Source organism: Shewanella sp. SG41-3 (assembly GCF_014164545.1).
GTDB classification, from domain to species: Bacteria; Pseudomonadota; Gammaproteobacteria; order Enterobacterales; family Shewanellaceae; genus Shewanella; species Shewanella vesiculosa.
In genome coordinates this window covers 205,488-225,485 of sequence record NZ_JACJFJ010000002.1, presented here as the reverse complement: position 1 = coordinate 225,485, position 19,998 = coordinate 205,488, and the positions used below count along the sequence as shown (strand labels likewise).

Genomic DNA, 19,998 nt, shown 5'->3' with positions numbered 1-19,998 from the left:
GATTAGAGACTGTTTGATAACCATTTATTAACCTGAAAATAGTTAATCTCGATAAATATTCCACTATTAGCGGCTTTCACTATGAATTATCGAGTGAATTGGGTATAAAAATGAACTGAATATTTTTTGCAAGCTGAGTGAGATAAATGGGTTATCGCCGCGTAGTAGTTAAGTTAGGCACCAGCGTGCTGACATCTGGCAGTAAAAAGCTCGATAAAGCACATATGGTTGAATTGGCCAGGCAAATGGCCTCGCTTATGCGTTCAGGCGTTGAAGTTGTATTGTGTACATCGGGCGCAATAGCTGCTGGGCGAGAGCATTTACATTATCCGGTGTTGCCCGACACTATGGCGAATAAACAGTTACTTGCAGCTGTAGGTCAAAGTCAGTTAATTTTGGCGTGGTCACAATTGTTCAGTATTTACGGCTTACATGTTGGCCAGTTATTGTTAACTCGTGCTGATTTGCAAGATCGCGAACGTTATTTAAATGCCCGTGACACTTTAAATGCATTATTAGCTCATAATATTATCCCGATCATTAATGAAAATGATGCCGTTGCCACCAATGAAATTAAGGTGGGTGATAATGATAATTTGTCCGCCCGTGCAGCCTTACTTTGCGATGCTGATTTACTGATCTTACTGACTGACCAAAAAGGCTTATTTGATGCCGATCCGCGCACGCATCCAGAAGCACAGTTGATTAAACAAGTTGTTAATATCGACGACAGTTTGCGTTTGTTAGCTGGCGGTTCTGTGTCTGGACTTGGAACGGGTGGTATGGCAACCAAACTAGAAGCTGCCGATGTGGCTCGCCGTGCGGGGATTGAAGTGGTCATCGCTTCCGGTCATCATCCTGATGTTATCGCCAGAGTAGCGGCTAGAGAGTCTGTTGGAACTCATTTTAGTGCCATAGAAAATCCATTAGAAAGTCGCAAGCAATGGATCCTTGCCGGCCCAGCTTCGCAAGGTAAATTAGTCATTGATGCTGGAGCATCGGTTGCCGTCGTTGCTAACGGTCGTAGCTTATTGTCTAAAGGTATTATTGATGTAGAAGGTCATTTTGAGCGCGGTGCGACTTTACTGATCGTGAATCAAATCGGTAAGATTTTGGCTAAAGGCATTAGCCGTTATTGTGCCAATGATTTAATTAAAATTAGCGGTAAACACTCTGATGACATAGAAAGTTTACTCGGCTATAACTACGGTGATGCTGTTGTTCATCGCAATGATATGGTCGTACTCGATAATTAAGGATAAGCAGATGTCAGCCACAGAAACAGAATATTTAACCCTACTCGGCCAACGCGCTAAAGCTGCCAGTTTTATCTTAGCGAGTTTAACGGCAAAACAGAAAAACCTGTTGTTAGCAACTATTGCCGATCACTTAGCTCAGCGGAAAGATGATATTTTACAAGCCAATGCACAAGATATCATTGCTGCGAAGCAAAGTGGTTTAACCGAAGCCATGATCGATAGGTTGATGCTGGACGAAGGACGGCTTGGCGGGATTATCGCTGACATTGATAATGTCATCGCCCTAGCTGATCCTGTCGGTAAAGAAGCTGAAAGTCGAGTATTAGATAACGGCTTACGCTTAACTCGTCGCAGTGTCCCATTAGGGGTAGTGGGAGTGATTTATGAGGCTCGGCCAAATGTCACCGTTGATATTGCCGTGTTAGCGTTAAAGACTGGCAATGCTGTGATTTTGCGTGGCGGTAAAGAAACCCTAACTTCCAATAAAGTGCTAAGTGAAGTCATTCGAGATGCACTCGTGAGCCTAGATTTACCTAAAGATGCCGTGCAGCTTATTGATTCACCTGAGCGTAGTCTTGTTAGTGGTTTGCTCCGGCTCGACAAATATGTCGATATGATTATCCCCCGTGGTGGACAAAATCTGCAGCGGTTGTGTGCTGAACAATCGAGTATTCCAGTCATTCTTGGTGGGATTGGCATCTGTCATTTATTTGTTGATAAACAGGCCGATTTAGTCCGTGCAATAGATGTGATTGCTAACGCTAAAGTGCAACGCCCAACAGTGTGTAATGCCTTAGATACATTGCTAATACATCAACAGGTAGCCGCTGAATTTATTCCAAATATTGCCTCACATTTACATTCGCTTGGGGTACGTTTCCATGCTTGTGCCATTGCCTTACCTTATCTTGACGGTCTAGGTTTTGATGTTACTCCAGCGCATGATGAGTCGTTCTCAACCGAGTGGTTATCACTTACGTTAGGGATCAAAGTGGTCAATGATATTGACGAAGCAGTGGAGCATATTCGTCAATATTCGACAGGACATTCTGAGGCTATTTTAACGGATAACATTCACACAGCGAGCGACTTTATGAATCAAGTTGATTCCGCTGCAGTGTATGTGAATGCCAGTACTCGTTTTACAGACGGTTCACAGTTTGGTCTTGGCGCAGAAGTTGCCGTGAGTACCCAAAAATTGCATGCTCGTGGTCCCATGGCGTTAGATGCCTTGACGACGTATAAGTGGCTCGCCTGGGGCGATTATACTTGTAGACAATAACTGATTGGGTGATGGTATTCATGATAATAAGGGCGCTGTTAAGCGTCCTTATTATTGATATTTTGTGGATGTAGAGTCGGTTTTTGACAATCAAATAGCGCATTACATATTATAAATAAGATGGCTTGGCATTGCGGATTCATTCAAGCGTTCATAGGTGGTTAACAACCAAATCACAAAAAATGCTCCGGTCATTAATATGGCTACAATTCTAAATGCTTGAGCGTATTCCATTACATAGGTGAAATAGCGACGCTGTACCGCATTGGTCATAAACGTGGCTATCAGTGAAAACACGCTTAAATACATCGCTGGATATTGAGTGGAGCTCATGCCACAAAACTTTTCATAGATAAGGATTAATGCCACAACGATTAAAATAATAATGCGTATTTTACGTTCCGTGTTATCACTTAAATTCCATCTTGGCAGTCCCATTGCCTACTACCTCTTCAATTAATTGCATTTTGATTGTTTTCTAAGCATCCTTGATACTTTTATAACTTTAGTTGTGTTTTTATCAAATGAATAGCGTTATTTAATGCTTATCTATCGCTGTTTAATATCCTGACGATAAACTCTGCTGATAGGGTTAGCTAATATGGGGAGGATTAAAACATACCCGAGTGCCTATTCTCTCTGAGCTAGCTGATGTTAGCCATCGGTAAACTCGGCTGCAAAGGTCAGTCATCAGTGCCTAAGTAACGTTGGATTATTTGAGACTAATATTCGAGCAGTTCATGCTGTTATGAGACGTAAAAGGCTTAAGGGGTAATAGTAAAAGACATGGCAGAGCTTGCGCCTTGTTACAGCTAACCAAAATAAAATAAACAGGCGGTTTAGCCTCACGTTGCAGTGGTAAGCTCAACAATACAATTATTTGAGCTGTTGTTGTTAGTTGAAGAGAAAACCCCTTCGCTTCTTGATGCTGCGTCAATAATATCAGTAAAACATGATAAATTTTTAGCATTCCCCTTGTAATTCACTTTGCTGTCCCAATATAGGTATCAAGGCTGATATGAGTGGTTAATATGAATCTCAAGTTAAGCAATAAAATGCTTGAAATACTGGTTGTTCATCCCCATATCAACATCAAATAACATATTTGCGACGAATAACGTCAATTTCGGAGGACCCCATGGGCAAAATTATTGGTATCGATTTAGGCACAACAAACTCGTGTGTAGCAGTCCTTGATGGCGGCAAAGCACGCGTAATTGAAAACGCAGAGGGTGATCGCACAACCCCTTCAATCATCGCGTACACCGATGATGAAATTATTGTTGGCCAACCTGCTAAGCGTCAAGCTGTTACTAACCCTGCAAACACATTTTTTGCGATTAAGCGTTTAATCGGCCGTCGTTTTAAAGACGATGAAGTGCAACGTGATGTAAACATCATGCCATTCAAAATTATTGGCGCTGATAACGGTGATGCATGGGTTGAGTCTCGTGGTAATAAAATGGCACCACCACAAGTGTCGGCTGAAATCTTGAAAAAGATGAAAAAGACAGCTGAAGACTTTTTAGGTGAAGAAGTGACTGAAGCGGTTATTACTGTTCCTGCTTACTTTAACGATTCACAACGTCAAGCAACTAAAGATGCTGGCCGTATCGCAGGTCTTGATGTTAAGCGTATCATCAACGAACCAACGGCTGCTGCACTTGCCTATGGTATCGATAAGAAGCAAGGCGACAACGTCGTTGCCGTTTACGATTTAGGTGGTGGTACATTTGATATCTCTATCATCGAAATCGACAGTAATGATGGTGACCAAACATTTGAAGTGTTAGCAACTAATGGTGACACTCATTTAGGTGGTGAAGATTTCGATAACCGCTTAATCAACTATTTAGCTGACGAATTTAAGAAAGACCAAGGCTTAGATCTTCGTAGAGATCCTCTAGCGATGCAACGTTTGAAAGAAGCTGCTGAAAAAGCAAAAATCGAGCTTTCAAGCACTAACCATACTGAAGTTAACTTGCCTTACATCACTGCAGATGCATCAGGCCCTAAACATTTAGTGGTTAAAATTACTCGCTCTAAATTAGAGTCATTAGTTGAAGACTTAATTCAACGTACTTTAGAGCCGTTAAAAGTTGCCCTAGCTGACGCTGATTTAAAAGTATCAGACATCAATGAAGTGATTCTTGTTGGTGGTCAAACTCGTATGCCTAAAGTACAAGAAGCGGTAACTAACTTCTTCGGCAAAGAGCCACGTAAAGACGTCAACCCTGATGAAGCGGTTGCAGTTGGCGCGGCGATTCAAGCTGGCGTACTTTCAGGTGAAGTGAAAGACGTATTGCTACTTGACGTTACACCATTGTCTCTTGGTATTGAAACCATGGGCAGTGTGATGACTAAGCTTATCGATAAAAACACCACTATCCCGACTAAAGCTCAGCAAGTATTCTCAACCGCTGACGACAACCAAAGTGCCGTGACAATTCACGTACTTCAAGGTGAGCGTAAGCAAGCGAGTGCAAACAAGTCTTTAGGTCAATTTAACCTTGAAGGTATTGAGCCTGCACCACGTGGCCAGCCACAAGTTGAAGTGATGTTCGACATCGATGCTGATGGTATCTTACATGTGTCTGCAACAGACAAGAAAACAGGTAAGAAGCAAAACATTACCATTAAAGCCTCTTCTGGTTTGTCTGATGAAGAAGTAGAGCAAATGGTACGTGATGCCGAAGCTCATGCTGACGAAGATGCGAAATTTGAAGAGTTAGTTAAAGCGCGTAATCAAGCCGATGGTTTAGCTCATTCAACTAGAAAACAAGTTGAAGAAGCTGGTGATGCTTTAGCAAGCGATGAAAAAGAAAAGATTGAAGCGGCAATTGCAACTTTAGAAACGGCTATTAAAGGCAAAGACAAAGAAGCAATGGACACTGCAACTCAAGCTCTTATCGAAGCGTCTGCTAAGTTAATGGAAATTGCTCAAGCTAAAGCGCAAGGCGAAGCTGAAGGCCAAGCACAAGATGCTGGCCAATCTAAGCCTGCTGATGATGTTGTTGATGCTGAGTTCGAAGAAGTTAAAGACGACAAAAAGTAATTAACCATTTCAGTTAGTTACTTTAAAAGCGGGCGTTGAGGCTATCCTCACACGCCCGTTTGTATAAATTAAGTTTAACAACTTACTCACACCTTCGAGAAACAGAACACTATGTCAAAGCGTGATTATTACGAAGTTCTCGGTGTTGGACGTGACACCAGTGAACGCGAAATTAAAAAAGCGTACAAACGCTTAGCGATGAAATTTCACCCAGATCGTAATCCGGGTGATAAAGCCGCAGAAGCCAGCTTTAAAGAAATTAAAGAAGCGTACGAAATTTTAACCGACAGCGACAAGAAAGCTGCATATGATCAATTTGGTCATGCTGGCGTCGATCCTAATCGTGGTGGACACGGCGGTGGCCAAGGTGATTTTGGCGATATCTTTGGTGATGTTTTTGGTGATATTTTTGGTGGCGGTCGCCGCGGTGGTCAACGTCAGGCTGCACGTGGTAGTGACTTGCGCTACAACCTTGAATTATCTTTAGAAGAAGCCGTCCGTGGTTTAACCAAAGAATTACGCATTCCGACACTCGCTGCATGTGATTTGTGTGATGGTAGTGGCGCTAAAAAAGGCACCTCTGCAACCACATGTGGCACTTGTCATGGTCAAGGCCAAGTGCAAATGCGCCAAGGTTTCTTTGCTGTTCAGCAAGCGTGTCCTACTTGTCATGGTCGCGGTAAAATTATTAAAGATCCTTGTGGCAAATGTCATGGCGAAGGCCGAGTCGAGAAAAGCAAAACTCTGTCAGTTAAAATCCCAGCCGGTGTTGATACAGGCGATCGTATTCGTTTAACCGGTGAAGGTGAAGCGGGCGAGTTTGGTGCACCTCCTGGCGATTTATATGTGCAGGTTAGTGTGCGTGAACATGCCATCTTCACTCGTGATGCCAATAACTTATACTGTGAAGTGCCTATTTCATTTAGTAAAGCGGCATTAGGCGGCGAGATTGAAGTACCGACATTAGACGGTAAAGTTAGCCTTAAAATCCCAACAGAAACCCAAACTGGGCGTATGTTCCGCTTGCGTGGTAAAGGGGTTAAGTCGGTTCGTAGCCATGCTGTTGGTGACTTGTTGTGTAAAGTGGTGATGGAAACGCCGGTTAACTTGAATGACAAACAAAAAGAGTTATTGCGTGAGTTTGAAGCGACCTTAACTGGCGAGTCAAAAAAGCACAGTCCTAAAGCGGAAGGTTTTTTTGATGGCGTAAAAAAGTTTTTTCAAGACTTAAACAGTTAGTATCGTTCCATTAAACGTGACTATCATGAAAGGCTGTTTACTTTAGGTAAACAGCCTTTTTTATTGACTGGTATAATCAGGTACTAAAAGGTGACATGTCATAGCTCTGCAGATGACGTCAATGTCTGTCTAGTTCATGGCGAACACATTTTTAGCGATACAATTTCTTAGCAACTTATTTAGTAACTTATTTAGCTGTTTTTTTACCATTAGGCGTTATGTATGTCATTTTCTGTATTCCAGCTCAATCCAACATTATTAACCGCATTACCGCCAGCAGTGACTGAGCCTAGTCGCGTTCAGCAATTAGCGATCCCTGCAATATTGACTGGGCAAGATGTCTTGGCATTGGCGCAAACCGGTAGCGGTAAAACCTATGCTTATGGTTTACCACTTTTACAGCGCTTGAGTCTGTCTCCAGAGGTTGGTCTTTCTGCGGTGGTCATAGTGCCAACTCGAGAATTAGCTTCACAAGTGATGCAAGATTTAGCCCCGTTAGCGCAAGCATTAAATTTACGCGTTGATATGCTATGCGGCGGCCAAGCAATTGAATTGCAGGTAGAGCGATTGACACAACCTGCTAACCTTATTGTTGCGACCCCAGGGCGCTTATTAGCGTTAGCGCAGCAAGGTGTTATTCAGTTTGAACATCTGCAAAGCTTAGTACTTGATGAAGCAGATAGATTATTGGACATGGGTTTTATTGGCGACATTAATGCGCTAATCGCAATGATGCCAACTGGGCAGCGTTTATTGTTTTCGGCCACATTGCCTGAGCCATTAACCACATTAGCCGAGCAAGTTTTGACGACAGCACATGTGCGTATTCAGGCGCATGTGAGCAATAGTGCTGTGGCTGATATCGCTCAAACCTTATATCATGTAAATAAAGGCAGTAAAGCAAAAGCACTGATCCACTTAATTACTTTGCACCAATGGTCACAGGTGTTGGTATTTGTTAATGCTAAAGATGATGTCGATTCATTATGTAAAAAATTAGTCAAAGCGGGTATTAATGCCGCGGCACTTCATGGTGATAAAGAACAAGCTGTACGATGCCAAACTTTGGAGCAGTTTAAAAATCAACAGTTAACAGTACTAGTGGCTACCGATGTATTATCTCGTGGTATCCATATTGACGCTCTACCTGTGGTCATAAATGTTGATTTACCTAGCCAGGCCGCTGTATATGTACATCGTATAGGACGAACTGCTCGGGCAGGATTAAGTGGTGTTGCCTTGTCATTAGTGAGTCATGCTGAGTTATTAAGCTTGGATGCTATTAGGCTGTTAACAAGGCAAGCGTTACCGTTAACTGAACTCGCTGGTTTTGCCGTAACAGATAAGCCAACTAGCGAAGCCAGTAAGCGAGCGCCTCGCGATAAACAAGCTAATCGTCGTACAGCTAACAAACGCAGTATTAGTGATTTTACCAAACGCAAACCGACCCGTTAATGCGAGCTGATGTTTGATATTGTAAGTGATGTATTCGCGCTAAAGACTGGTATAAAATAAGCTAATGCTGGATTAGCTTTTTGATTCAATAATGTTTAAGGGATGACAACATGAAACCTTTCGCACTAACCCTATTTGTTGCTGCTTTATTAGTAGGCTGTGTCAATAGTCAATCGCCCACGGGGCGAGGGCAAACCTTATTGTTTTCTGATACACAGATGCAGCAAATGGGTGGTCAGTCGTTTGAGGCAATGAAACAAAGTGAAAAAATAAGTCAAAATAAAGCCCAAACTGACTATGTCAATTGTATTGCTAAGCGTATCACTGCAGTATTACCTGATCAGTCCCAACAATGGGACGTAGTGGTATTTGATTCAGACCAGGTTAATGCTTTTGCATTGCCGGGCGGTCATATTGGTGTCTATACCGGTTTATTGAAGGTTGCCGTTAATCAAGATCAACTTGCTACTGTGATGGGGCATGAAGTGGCACATGTGTTAGCGCAACATGGAAATGAGCAAGTATCTCGCGCCCAGCTTACTGGTTTGGGTATGCAAGCCGCCGATGCAGCGATAGGCGCATCTGGAATTGCTAATAAAGATCTGTACATGGCCGGACTTGGCTTAGGGGCAAAAGTCGGCATTATTTTACCCTTTGGCCGCAGTCAAGAGTCTGAAGCTGATATTGTAGGTTTAGAGCTAATGGCTAAAGCGGGATTTAATCCGGCGCAAAGCATTGCTTTGTGGCAAAATATGGCCAAGGCTGGAGGTGCACAAGGGCCTGAGCTGTTGTCGACTCATCCGTCACACAGTCATCGAATTGAAGACTTACAAGCGGCGCAAAATCAAGTGATGCCGCTTTATACACAGGCAAGAAAACAGTCTTTGACTGAGTGTAAAATTGCTCAAGTTAAATAGCGTTTTTTGCCAACATTGACGGAGTTTATTGTGATAAACTCTGGTGCGAATTTTTTATGTTTATTGAGAGAAAATTATTATGTCAGATTTGTTCAGCACTATGGAACAGCATGCTAGCTACGGTGTAGGTCGTCAAATGGGCGAGCAGCTAGCGGCAAACTCTTTTGAAGGTATTGATATCCCGGCTGTTCAAGCTGGTCTTGCTGATGCATTTGCCGGTAAAGAAAGCGCAGTATCAATGGAAGAGCTTCAAGTTGCATTTACTGAAATTAGTCGTCGTTTACAAGAAGCTCAAGAAGCTGCTGCTGAAGCCGCTGCTGCTGAAGGCGAAACATTCTTAGCTGAAAACGCTAAGCGTGACGGTATTACGATTACTGAGTCTGGTCTTCAATACGAAGTACTTGTTCAAGGTGACGGCGAAAAGCCTACCTATGATTCAACTGTACGTACTCACTACCATGGTACATTTATCAGTGGTGATGTTTTCGACAGCTCTGTTGCTCGTGGTCAGCCTGCTGAGTTCCCGGTATCAGGTGTGATAGCTGGTTGGACTGAGGCATTACAGCTAATGCCTGTTGGCACTAAGCTTAAATTATATGTCCCGCATCACTTGGCTTATGGTGAGCGTGGCGCGGGTGCTTCAATCCCGCCTTATTCAGCTTTGGTCTTCGAAGTTGAATTGTTAGAAATTATCTAGTTATTAAAAACGCCTAAGTTAACTTAGGCGTTTTTGTATATGCTGTTTTTAGGTTTATCTTTAGTTAACACTGGGAGAAATAAATGACTGCAAAAGTGAGAATTGCTGTAGTTGGTGCCAGTGGCCGTATGGGCCGTACACTGATTGAATCTGCTAGACAGCAACAAGTCATCGTACTTGGCGCAGCGATAGATCGTACAGGCTCTAGTTTAGTCGGTATTGATGCCGGTGTGCTTGCTGGTGTTGGTGCAATGGACGTTGTTATTACCGATTCACTAGATAACGTAGTGAACGATTTTGACGTTCTGATTGATTTTACCTCACCAGAGTCTTCAATCATTCATCTTGATTGGTGTGCTAAAAATCACAAAGCCATTGTCATCGGTACAACTGGGTTCAATCATGCTCAAAAAGAGCTCATTGGTGCCTATTCAGAACAAGTACCTGTGGTGTTAGCACCTAATATGTCTGTTGGTGTTAATGTGATGTGGAAGTTACTTGCACTTGCCACTGAAGTGATGGGTGATTATACCGATATCGAAATAATCGAAGCTCATCATCGTCATAAAAAAGATGCACCGTCAGGCACCGCGCTCAAAATGGGTGAGATTATTGCTCAAACATTAGGCCGTGATTTAGACCAATGTGCGGTATTTGGACGTGAAGGCATCACTGGTGAACGCGACCGTAATACCATAGGTTTTGCTACTGTTCGCGCTGGTGATATTGTTGGTGAACATACCGCTATGTTTGCTGACATAGGCGAGCGGTTAGAAATAACCCACAAAGCATCGAGCAGAATGACCTTTGCGAATGGGGCTATGAGAGCGGCTTTTTGGCTCTCAGATCAAAATGCTGGTCTATACGACATGCAGCAAGTACTAGGGTTGAATTAGCGACTAAAAACACCATTCGTTGGTGTTTTTTTTTGAAAACAATCCTGCAAAATATAGACGTAAAAACGAATTTCTTATACAATCGCTAGAATTTGCCAAAATTTCGTAATTTAACGGAAATTGGTATTTTTAGTGCAAAATAAAAAACACATAATTTAAGTGGCTTGGCTCTTTTCTGGAGGTCGCGTTGACACAGTCTGCCTTACTCGTACTCGAAGATGGAACCGTATTCTCTGGTACCGCAATTGGTGCTATCGGTATCTCTGTTGGTGAAGTGGTATTTAATACTTCAATGACAGGTTATCAAGAGATTCTTACGGATCCTTCATATTCACGCCAAATAGTAACATTAACCTATCCTCACATCGGTAACACAGGTACTAATGATGAAGACACTGAATCGGATTCGGTTCATGCATGTGGCTTAATCATTCGTGACTTACCGCTTATGGCGAGTAATTTTCGTAACCAACAATCATTAAGCGATTATTTAAAAGCAAATAATGTCGTTGGTATCGCTGATATTGATACTCGCAAACTAACTCGTATTTTGCGTGAAAAAGGCGCTCAAGCCGGTTGTATTATGGTCGGCAACCTAGATGAAGCGAAGGCACTTGCAGCTGCAAAAGCATTTCCAGGCCTAAAAGGTATGGATTTAGCTAAAGAAGTGACTACCGATAAAGCCTATACGTGGCGCAATGGTAGCTGGAAATTAGTCGGTGGTTTACCGTCTGAAACGCCAGAAGCTGAACTCAAATATAAAATTGTTGCCTACGATTACGGTGTAAAACGTAATATTTTACGTATGTTGGTTGACCGTGGTTGTGATGTCACTGTGGTACCTGCTCAAACTTCTGCTGCAGACGTACTTGCGATGAATCCTGATGGAGTATTTCTGTCAAATGGTCCTGGCGACCCTGAGCCATGTGATTACGCGATTACCGCCATCCAGCAAATTTTGAAAACAGAAATCCCTGTTTTTGGTATTTGTCTTGGCCATCAACTATTAGCATTAGCCTCAGGCGCAAAAACCTTAAAGATGAAATTTGGTCACCATGGTGCAAACCACCCAGTGAGCAATGTTGAAAAAGGCAACGTGATGATCACCAGTCAAAACCATGGTTTTGCTGCTGATGAAACCACGCTACCTGCTAATATCAAGGTGACGCATAAATCGTTATTTGATGGATCATTACAAGGTATTCATCTAACGGATAAACCCGCATTTAGCTTCCAGGGTCACCCTGAAGCGAGCCCTGGGCCAACCGATGCCGCGCCTCTGTTCGATCATTTCATCGAGCTTATAGAACAATACCGTCAGCACGCCAAGTAGTTATCTGGGAGAAGACAGAAGCAATGCCAAAACGTACAGATATAAAAAGTATTCTTATCCTAGGTGCCGGTCCAATTGTTATTGGTCAGGCGTGTGAGTTTGATTATTCAGGTGCGCAAGCTTGTAAAGCCCTTCGTGAAGAAGGCTATCGCGTTATTCTGGTCAACTCTAATCCAGCAACGATTATGACCGACCCAGAAATGGCCGATGCAACCTATGTCGAGCCAATTCATTGGGAAGTCGTACGCAACATTATTGCCAAAGAGCGTCCAGATGCCATTCTCCCGACTATGGGTGGACAAACCGCACTGAACTGCGCACTTCAGCTTGAAGCAAAAGGCGTACTAAAAGAGTTTAATGTTGAAATGATTGGTGCGACAGCAGATGCGATTGATAAAGCTGAAGACCGTAGTCGTTTCGACAAAGCGATGAAATCCATTGGTTTAGACTGCCCGCGTGCGGGTATTGCTCATAACATGGATGAAGCTTATGGCGTATTAGATATGGTGGGCTTCCCCTGTATTATTCGTCCGTCTTTCACCATGGGTGGCAGCGGCGGTGGTATTGCCTACAACAAAGAAGAGTTTGAAGAGATTTGTTCTCAAGGCTTAGATTTGTCGCCAACTAACGAATTATTGATCGATGAATCATTAATTGGTTGGAAAGAATATGAAATGGAAGTGGTTCGTGACCGCAACGATAACTGTATTATCGTCTGTACTATCGAAAACTTCGATGCGATGGGGGTTCACACCGGTGATTCAATCACTGTAGCTCCAGCACAAACGCTAACCGACAAAGAATATCAATTAATGCGTAACGCTTCGATAGCGGTACTGCGTGAAATTGGTGTTGAAACCGGTGGCTCAAACGTACAATTTGGTATTTGTCCTAATACTGGCCGCATGGTCATTATTGAGATGAATCCACGGGTATCTCGCTCATCAGCATTGGCCTCTAAAGCAACCGGTTTCCCGATTGCTAAAATCGCGGCTAAATTAGCTGTGGGTTACACTTTAGACGAGCTAAGCAACGACATTACTGGCGGTAAAACACCAGCATCGTTTGAACCTGCTATCGACTATGTTGTGACTAAAATACCGCGCTTTAACTTTGAAAAGTTTGCCGGTGCAAACGATCGTTTAACCACTCAAATGAAGTCTGTTGGTGAAGTCATGGCAATCGGCCGTACTTTCCAAGAGTCATTGCAAAAAGCGTTACGCGGACTTGAAGTGGGTCGTAACGGTTTTGATTCTGTGGTGGATTTACAATCACCAGAAGCCATGCAACGTATTCGTCATGAACTTAAAGAGCCGGGTTGTGACCGTATTTGGTACATAGCTGATGCATTTCGTGCCGGTTTAAGCCGTGACGAAATCTTCACGTTGACGAATGTCGACCATTGGTTCTTGGTTCAAATTGAAGATTTGATTACCCATGAAGCCAAAGTGGCTGAGCTTGGTATGTCAGGTTTAGAGCAAAACTATTTACGTCAATTAAAGCGTAAAGGGTTCTCTGATGCGCGTTTAGCTGCTGTGTTAGGTGTCAATGAAAACGAGATTCGTAAACTACGTTATCGACATGAAATTTACCCAGTTTATAAGCGAGTCGATACTTGTGCTGCTGAATTCTCAACTGATACAGCGTACATGTACTCAACGTACGAAGAAGAATGTGAAGCTAACCCATCGAACCGTGAAAAGATCATGATTCTGGGCGGTGGTCCAAACCGTATTGGTCAAGGTATTGAGTTTGATTACTGTTGTGTGCATGCTGCATTAGCCTTACGTGAAGACGGTTATGAAACCATCATGGTTAACTGTAACCCTGAAACCGTATCAACCGACTACGATACATCTGATCGCCTATACTTTGAACCTGTCACCTTGGAAGACGTGCTCGAAATCGTGCGTATCGAAAAGCCAAAAGGCGTTATTGTTCAATACGGTGGTCAAACTCCGCTTAAACTCGCGCGCGAGTTAGAAGCCGCAGGTGTGCCAATTATTGGTACTAGCCCTGATGCGATTGACCGTGCAGAAGACCGTGAACGTTTCCAACAAGCAATTCAACGTTTAAACATGAAGCAGCCAGAAAATGCCACTGTAACGACTGTTGAAAATGCGGTGATTGAAGCTGAAAAAATTGGTTATCCGTTAGTGGTGCGTCCATCTTATGTATTGGGCGGTCGTGCGATGGAAATCGTCTACGACAAGCAAGATTTACTGCGTTACTTCAATGAAGCCGTTAAAGTGTCTAATGCATCGCCTGTATTACTCGATCACTTCTTAGATGATGCGATTGAAGTCGATATTGATGCAGTATGTGACGGCGAAACCGTGGTTGTTGGCGCTATTATGGAGCATATTGAACAAGCAGGTGTTCACTCTGGTGACTCAGGTTGTTCATTACCGCCTTACACCTTAAGTGCTGATGTTCAGGCGAGAATGCGCGAGCAAGTGTCAAAACTGGCTTTTGAGTTAGGCGTAATCGGCTTAATGAACGTGCAATTTGCGGTAAAAGATAACGAAATCTACATGATTGAAGTTAACCCGCGCGCTGCTCGTACCGTGCCATTTGTATCTAAAGCAACAGGCGTTCCTTTAGCTAAAATTGCTGCACGTGTGATGGCTGGTCAAAGCTTAATTTCACAAAACTTTACTAAAGAAGTGATCCCACCTTATTTCTCGGTAAAAGAAGTTGTATTGCCGTTTAATAAATTCCCAGGCGTTGATCCACTCTTAGGCCCAGAAATGCGCTCAACGGGTGAAGTGATGGGCGTGGGTGATACATTTGCTGAAGCCTATGCTAAAGCACAGCTTGGTGCCACATCTGAAGTGCCTAAGTCGGGGCGTGCGTTACTCTCTGTTCGTAACAGTGATAAAAAACGTGTTGCTGACTTAGCCTCTAAGCTGATTGAGTTAGGCTATGAAATTGATGCCACTCACGGCACTGCGATTATTTTAGGTGAAGCAGGGATTAATCCTCGCTTAGTTAACAAAGTACATGAAGGTCGTCCACACATTCTTGATCGTATTAAAAATGGTGAATATACCTACATTGTTAACACTACTGAAGGTCGTCAAGCAATTGAAGATTCTCGCCAGATCCGTCGTGGAGCATTGCGCTACAAAGTGAATTACACGACGACATTAAATGCTGCCTTTGCGACCTGTTTGGCGCATTCAGCAGATGATCGTATCAAGGTGACATCTTTGCAAGAACTGCACAAACGCATAAAAAGTTAGTTTTTATTGCGAAGGAATGACTAAGGTCGCCTTTTGGCGACCTTTTTTATGACATTTTGATGATGGATGACTAGCAAGTCTGTAAAAGCTTAGGTAAGCTGTCAGACATCATCGAAAAGATGCATCCTAGATACGTACGCTAAGTCGATTGCGTACTTCCAACTGAATTTTTACTGTGTTGACTTTCGTCAGCACGGGATGCTTTTGTTTTTAAAGGAGACAAAGACATTATGAGTAAGGTCCCAATGACGGTAGTTGGCGCAGATCAATTACGTAAAGAAGTTGAATTTTTAAAGTTCGATCGCCGCCCAAAAATTACCGAAGCAATTGCTTCTGCTCGTGAATTAGGTGATTTAAAAGAAAATGCTGAATATCACGCTGCCCGTGAAGATCAGGGTATTTGTGAAGCGCGTATTCGTGACATTGAAGGTAAGTTGTCTAACGCTCAAATCATTGATGTTACCAAATTAGAAAATACTGGCCGAGTGATTTTTGGTACGACAGTGACTATTTTAAATATCGATACTGATGCTGAAGTGACTTATCGCATTGTTGGTGATGATGAAGCTGATATTAAGCAAAATTTAATTTCTGTTAATTCACCGATTGCACGTGGGTTAATTGGCAAAAGTGAAGGCGATGAAGTCTCGATTACCACTCCAGGTGGTTTGACTGACTATGAAGTCATTGCCGTTAAATATCTTTAAGTGTGGATTGTTATTGAGCATAACTAATATTTAACAGTATGTTTTATCTATTATATTAAAGCTGATGACCAAATATTAAGCATTAAATTTTTTGCACAACTTAATACCGACATTAATAACACATCACTTTAGCGAGCACTAAATAGCATCCTGTTTAGTGCTTTTTTATTGTCATGAAATACAGTACCTATGTGCTGATGACGATAAAACATGTAAAAAAATTCATTTGCACATTAAAGGTGCAATGGATATCATCCATTTAGTTTACAATGCTGTTACATTTTACCGTATGAAGTCTAATATACTTTGCAATATTACGTTTAAAATATAGGTTTAAAAATCATTTTGTGATGATGTAAAAATAGAATATGCAGATTGTGTATCTGAATTGCTTGATTAAATAAGGTCATTATGACGTTTCCGTGGGCTCGTATACTACTAATGCTGGTAATTGTGGGGTTGTGTTCAATCTTCCTCATCAATAGCCGTGTGTTGGTTTTAGCATCGTTGCCATTTACCACGACTACGGCACATTCTTGTTCTTATAATATCGACACACACTCAGATGATCGTATCTGTGATCAACCAATGAGTTCAGCTAACGTTGATATTATCCTGTCTTCAGTCAAAGGCATTGATCGCTCAATTGACCGTCATGATGCAAATAGTATTACCGCGTTAAATCACACCCTCATCGATGGTAATAGTTCACTGCTGGGCTATGTTGGTAATATCTCTTCAACCAACTCTATCTCTGCAGAATCTAATTCTAAAGACATTCATTATGTGCCCACTTATTCGTCGCGATATATCAGTATTGTTCAACACGAGTCTGATGAGTTAAAGCCCAATTATTTATTGGCTTACGAATTTATCTCTCCACCTGTTCCAAGTTTAACCATAGGGTATCAAATTAACTTTAGTCCGCAATTGGACTGGGTTTTATCCACAGCTTCAGCTCCTTCAAGACTTTCCGCCTGGAAAGAGTCTAATTTACTTTTCGTCCATTCCCATACCTGTTAGCCATATTCTGCCTTGATGATAAACGCCATTAGCTTTGCTAATGAGTTTTACTGTGGGTCGATGGGTTAGGTCAATTGCGCCTCATCACTCGCTATGCATTTTTATCGTGGCTTAAATAGCCTCGATCTAGTGAGATCAAGAGTTATGAAATCAAAAACGAAACAGCTAAATCATTATTCTCAATGGAAATACTGGTTATTAATTATCACATTAATCATCTTATTTATGAGCGCATTACCATCTTGGTATGGCGAAGATCCTGCTGTACAACTTGGTGTAAAACCAAGCCAATCTATAACAGCAGAACAAGTTGATTATGCGCTACACCAGGTAGGCATAAAGAGTAAACGTATTGAGCAACAACAAGATAGTTTACTGGTGGTGCTAGATAACCCTGATATGCAGGCCCAAGCTAAAAAGGCTTTAGCTGAGCAGTTTGAGCATCAAGCTCAAGTGACATTAGCCTTAGCGCCTGCTGCACCTCACTGGCTATTAAACCTAGGTGTTAAACCGATAAAGCTGGGTTTAGATTTACGCGGTGGAGTACAATTTTTATTGGATGTAGATCTCGATTTAGTGTTTCAAAACCAGGCGATTATGCTTGGTGATGCCGTGAAGCAATTTGCTGCTGATCAGCATATCAGTAACGTTAAGGTTCGTTCCGGTGATGGCGCTACATTGAGTATTGAGATTGCTGATGAACCGTCTCGAGCCCAGCTAAGACAATTTATTGCACAGCAGTATCCATTATGGCAAGTAAGTGGTCACCAACAAATACTCACTGTTAGTTTGTCTCAACATGAACAACTTAAATTGACCAATGTGACTGTGCAGCAAAACTTGCAAATTATGCGTAGCCGGATAGAGGAACTGGGGATAACCGAAGCGCTCGTTCAACGCCAAGGTGATCATCGTATCCGTATTGAGTTACCTGGAGTACAAGATCCTGCCACCGCTAAAAACGTTATTGGTGCAACAGCCAGTTTAGCATTTTATCCTGTACTGCCAACGGGTTCTGTAAACGCTGTGGTCATTAACGACCAACATGATAAACCCGTGTACGTATCGAGAAAGCCAGTACTGGGAGGCGATCATATTATTGATGCTCGAGCGACTACTGGTGATTTTGGCATGGCGAAAGTCAACATTAGTCTCGACGCTGCAGGCGGTAAGTTAATGTCTGATTTCTCGCGCGACAACATAGGTAAACCTATGGCGACCGCATACAGTGAATATAGCCGAGATGAAGCGGGTAAAGCTCGACAAACAACCCAAATCATTAGTGTTGCCACCATACAAAGTCAACTGGGTAATCGGTTTGAAATTACCGGTTCAGGCAGCCATCAAGAGGCACAGCAGCTTGCGTTATTGCTAAGAGCAGGCTCCATGACAGCACCGGTGACGATTGTAGAAGAACGCACAATAGGACCAAGCTTAGGTGCTGAAAACATTGTCAACGGATTTGCAGCGTTAGCATTAGGTATGTCAGTAACATTATTGTTTATGGCCTGTTGGTATCGCCGTTTAGGCTGGATTGCTAATGTGGCGTTAATTGCCAACATGACGATGTTATTTGGCTTACTAGCCCTTATTCCCGGGGCAGTATTAACCTTACCTGGTATTGCGGGGTTAGTGCTTACTGTTGGTATGGCGGTTGATACTAATGTGCTTATCTTTGAGCGAATAAAAGAAAAGCTAGCTGAAGGTCGCAGCTTTGCCAGTGCTATAGATGTGGGATTTGATAGTGCATTCTCAACCATATTTGATGCTAATTTTACCACTATGATCACCGCCGTTGTGCTGTTCTCTATTGGTAATGGCCCTATTCAAGGCTTTGCATTGACCTTAGGCTTAGGGCTATTAACCAGCATGTTTACCGGCATTTTTGCCTCGAGAGCATTAATCAATTTAGTTTATGGCCGCGACACTCGCCGCGCAATTAAGGTGTAATACTATGAACTCAACAAGTATAAATAACTCACTAGAAACAGGTAAACTAAAATACCTCACCAAATGGCGCTATATTTCAAGCATACTTTCTATTGTGTTGATGCTGGTCTCCCTAAGCGTAATTGGTGTAAAGGGGTTTAATTGGGGCTTAGATTTTACTGGCGGAGTGGTCACTGAAATTCAACTTGACCATCGTATTACGGCCAGTGAAATACAGCCACTAATGACCGCCGCCTACCAACAAGACGTGAGTGTTATTTCCGCCAGCGAACCGGGACGGTGGGTATTACGTTATGCCAACATACCCGACGAGCAGCTTCGTCCAGATCTCCGACAAGTCTTAGCGCCATTAAATACCGATATTACTGTGCTAAACAGCAGCATTGTTGGGCCTCAAGTAGGCCAAGAGTTAGTTGAGCAAGGCAGCATAGCTCTGCTAATCGCTATGCTATGTATTATGGGGTATTTAAGTTTTCGTTTTGAATGGCGCTTAGCTTCAGGTGCGTTATTGGCTTTAGTACATGATGTGGTGTTTGTGCTGGCTTTTTTTGCGTTAAGCCAAATGGAATTTAATTTAACTATCCTGGCAGCAATTTTAGCTATTCTGGGGTATTCACTCAATGACTCGATTATTATTGCTGATAGGATCCGCGAACAGTTAGTGGCTAAGTTACAATGGAAAACTTCGGATATTAATAATTTAGCGGTTAAAACAACTTTCTCTAGAACTATGATTACATCGGGGACCACCTTATTAACCGTGGTAGCATTGTGGATTATGGGAGGGGAGCCATTGGAAGGTTTTTCTATCGCGATGTTTATTGGTATTTTAACCGGCACTTGGTCTTCAATTTCAATTGGCGCAACTTTGCCTGAGTTTTTAGGCTTAAAGGCGCAGCATTATCAAGAGGTTCCATTACCTGATCACCCCTGATTAACG

At 42.6% G+C, this 19,998-nt stretch carries 15 protein-coding genes; 14 read left to right on the top strand and 1 reads right to left on the bottom strand.

What is annotated here, in order from left to right:
• Positions 1–146 precede the first annotated feature (146 nt).
• Positions 147–1,256: a glutamate 5-kinase gene (proB, locus tag H5164_RS04245; RefSeq protein ID WP_124017659.1), complete on the top strand. Its 1,110-nt coding sequence runs from the start codon at positions 147–149 to the stop codon at positions 1,254–1,256.
• A gap of 10 nt (positions 1,257–1,266) precedes the next feature.
• Positions 1,267–2,541 (top strand): glutamate-5-semialdehyde dehydrogenase, encoded by a 1,275-nt coding sequence (locus tag H5164_RS04240; protein ID WP_182754917.1) that lies wholly within the window; start codon positions 1,267–1,269, stop codon positions 2,539–2,541.
• A 102-nt stretch (positions 2,542–2,643) separates the two neighbouring features.
• On the opposite strand, the gene H5164_RS04235 is transcribed toward H5164_RS04240, so the two are convergent.
• A complete protein-coding gene (locus H5164_RS04235; protein ID WP_124017657.1) occupies positions 2,644–2,979 on the bottom strand; it encodes a hypothetical protein in 336 nt (111 codons plus the stop codon).
• Positions 2,980–3,679: 700 nt separating this feature from the next.
• Between H5164_RS04235 and dnaK the strand changes: the two genes are divergently transcribed.
• The 12 genes from dnaK (at position 3,680) to secF (ending at position 19,992) form a co-directional block, all read left to right on the top strand.
• On the top strand, positions 3,680–5,596 hold the full coding sequence (gene dnaK, locus H5164_RS04230) for a molecular chaperone DnaK (RefSeq protein ID WP_124017656.1): 1,917 nt from the start codon (positions 3,680–3,682) through the stop codon (positions 5,594–5,596).
• A 111-nt stretch (positions 5,597–5,707) separates the two neighbouring features.
• Positions 5,708–6,835 carry a molecular chaperone DnaJ gene (gene dnaJ / locus H5164_RS04225; RefSeq protein ID WP_124017655.1) on the top strand — a complete coding sequence of 376 codons (1,128 nt, stop codon included), beginning with the start codon at positions 5,708–5,710 and terminating at the stop codon, positions 6,833–6,835.
• Between the two features lie 222 nt (positions 6,836–7,057).
• The gene (locus tag H5164_RS04220; RefSeq protein ID WP_182754915.1) at positions 7,058–8,290 is read left to right on the top strand and encodes a DEAD/DEAH box helicase; all 1,233 of its coding nucleotides are present in this window, start codon (positions 7,058–7,060) and stop codon (positions 8,288–8,290) included.
• Between the two features lie 110 nt (positions 8,291–8,400).
• On the top strand, positions 8,401–9,207 hold the full coding sequence (locus H5164_RS04215; RefSeq protein ID WP_182754913.1) for a M48 family metallopeptidase: 807 nt from the start codon (positions 8,401–8,403) through the stop codon (positions 9,205–9,207).
• 79 nt (positions 9,208–9,286) lie between these two features.
• Positions 9,287–9,904 (top strand): FKBP-type peptidyl-prolyl cis-trans isomerase, encoded by a 618-nt coding sequence (locus H5164_RS04210; protein ID WP_124017652.1) that lies wholly within the window; start codon positions 9,287–9,289, stop codon positions 9,902–9,904.
• Positions 9,905–9,987: 83 nt separating this feature from the next.
• Positions 9,988–10,800, top strand: coding sequence for a 4-hydroxy-tetrahydrodipicolinate reductase (dapB, locus tag H5164_RS04205; RefSeq protein WP_124017651.1), 813 nt, complete (start codon positions 9,988–9,990; stop codon positions 10,798–10,800).
• A 175-nt stretch (positions 10,801–10,975) separates the two neighbouring features.
• Positions 10,976–12,133, top strand: a complete 1,158-nt coding sequence (carA, locus tag H5164_RS04200) for a glutamine-hydrolyzing carbamoyl-phosphate synthase small subunit (protein WP_182755241.1) — start codon at positions 10,976–10,978, stop codon at positions 12,131–12,133.
• A 23-nt stretch (positions 12,134–12,156) separates the two neighbouring features.
• Positions 12,157–15,378, top strand: a complete 3,222-nt coding sequence (carB, locus tag H5164_RS04195) for a carbamoyl-phosphate synthase large subunit (RefSeq protein WP_182754911.1) — start codon at positions 12,157–12,159, stop codon at positions 15,376–15,378.
• 230 nt (positions 15,379–15,608) lie between these two features.
• A complete protein-coding gene (greA, locus tag H5164_RS04190; RefSeq protein WP_124017648.1) occupies positions 15,609–16,085 on the top strand; it encodes a transcription elongation factor GreA in 477 nt (158 codons plus the stop codon).
• Between the two features lie 411 nt (positions 16,086–16,496).
• Positions 16,497–17,108 carry a hypothetical protein gene (locus tag H5164_RS04185; protein ID WP_182754909.1) on the top strand — a complete coding sequence of 204 codons (612 nt, stop codon included), beginning with the start codon at positions 16,497–16,499 and terminating at the stop codon, positions 17,106–17,108.
• Positions 17,109–17,252: 144 nt separating this feature from the next.
• Positions 17,253–19,058: a protein translocase subunit SecD gene (secD, locus tag H5164_RS04180; RefSeq protein ID WP_182754907.1), complete on the top strand. Its 1,806-nt coding sequence runs from the start codon at positions 17,253–17,255 to the stop codon at positions 19,056–19,058.
• Positions 19,059–19,062: 4 nt separating this feature from the next.
• Positions 19,063–19,992: a protein translocase subunit SecF gene (gene secF / locus H5164_RS04175; protein WP_182754905.1), complete on the top strand. Its 930-nt coding sequence runs from the start codon at positions 19,063–19,065 to the stop codon at positions 19,990–19,992.
• Positions 19,993–19,998 lie beyond the last annotated feature (6 nt).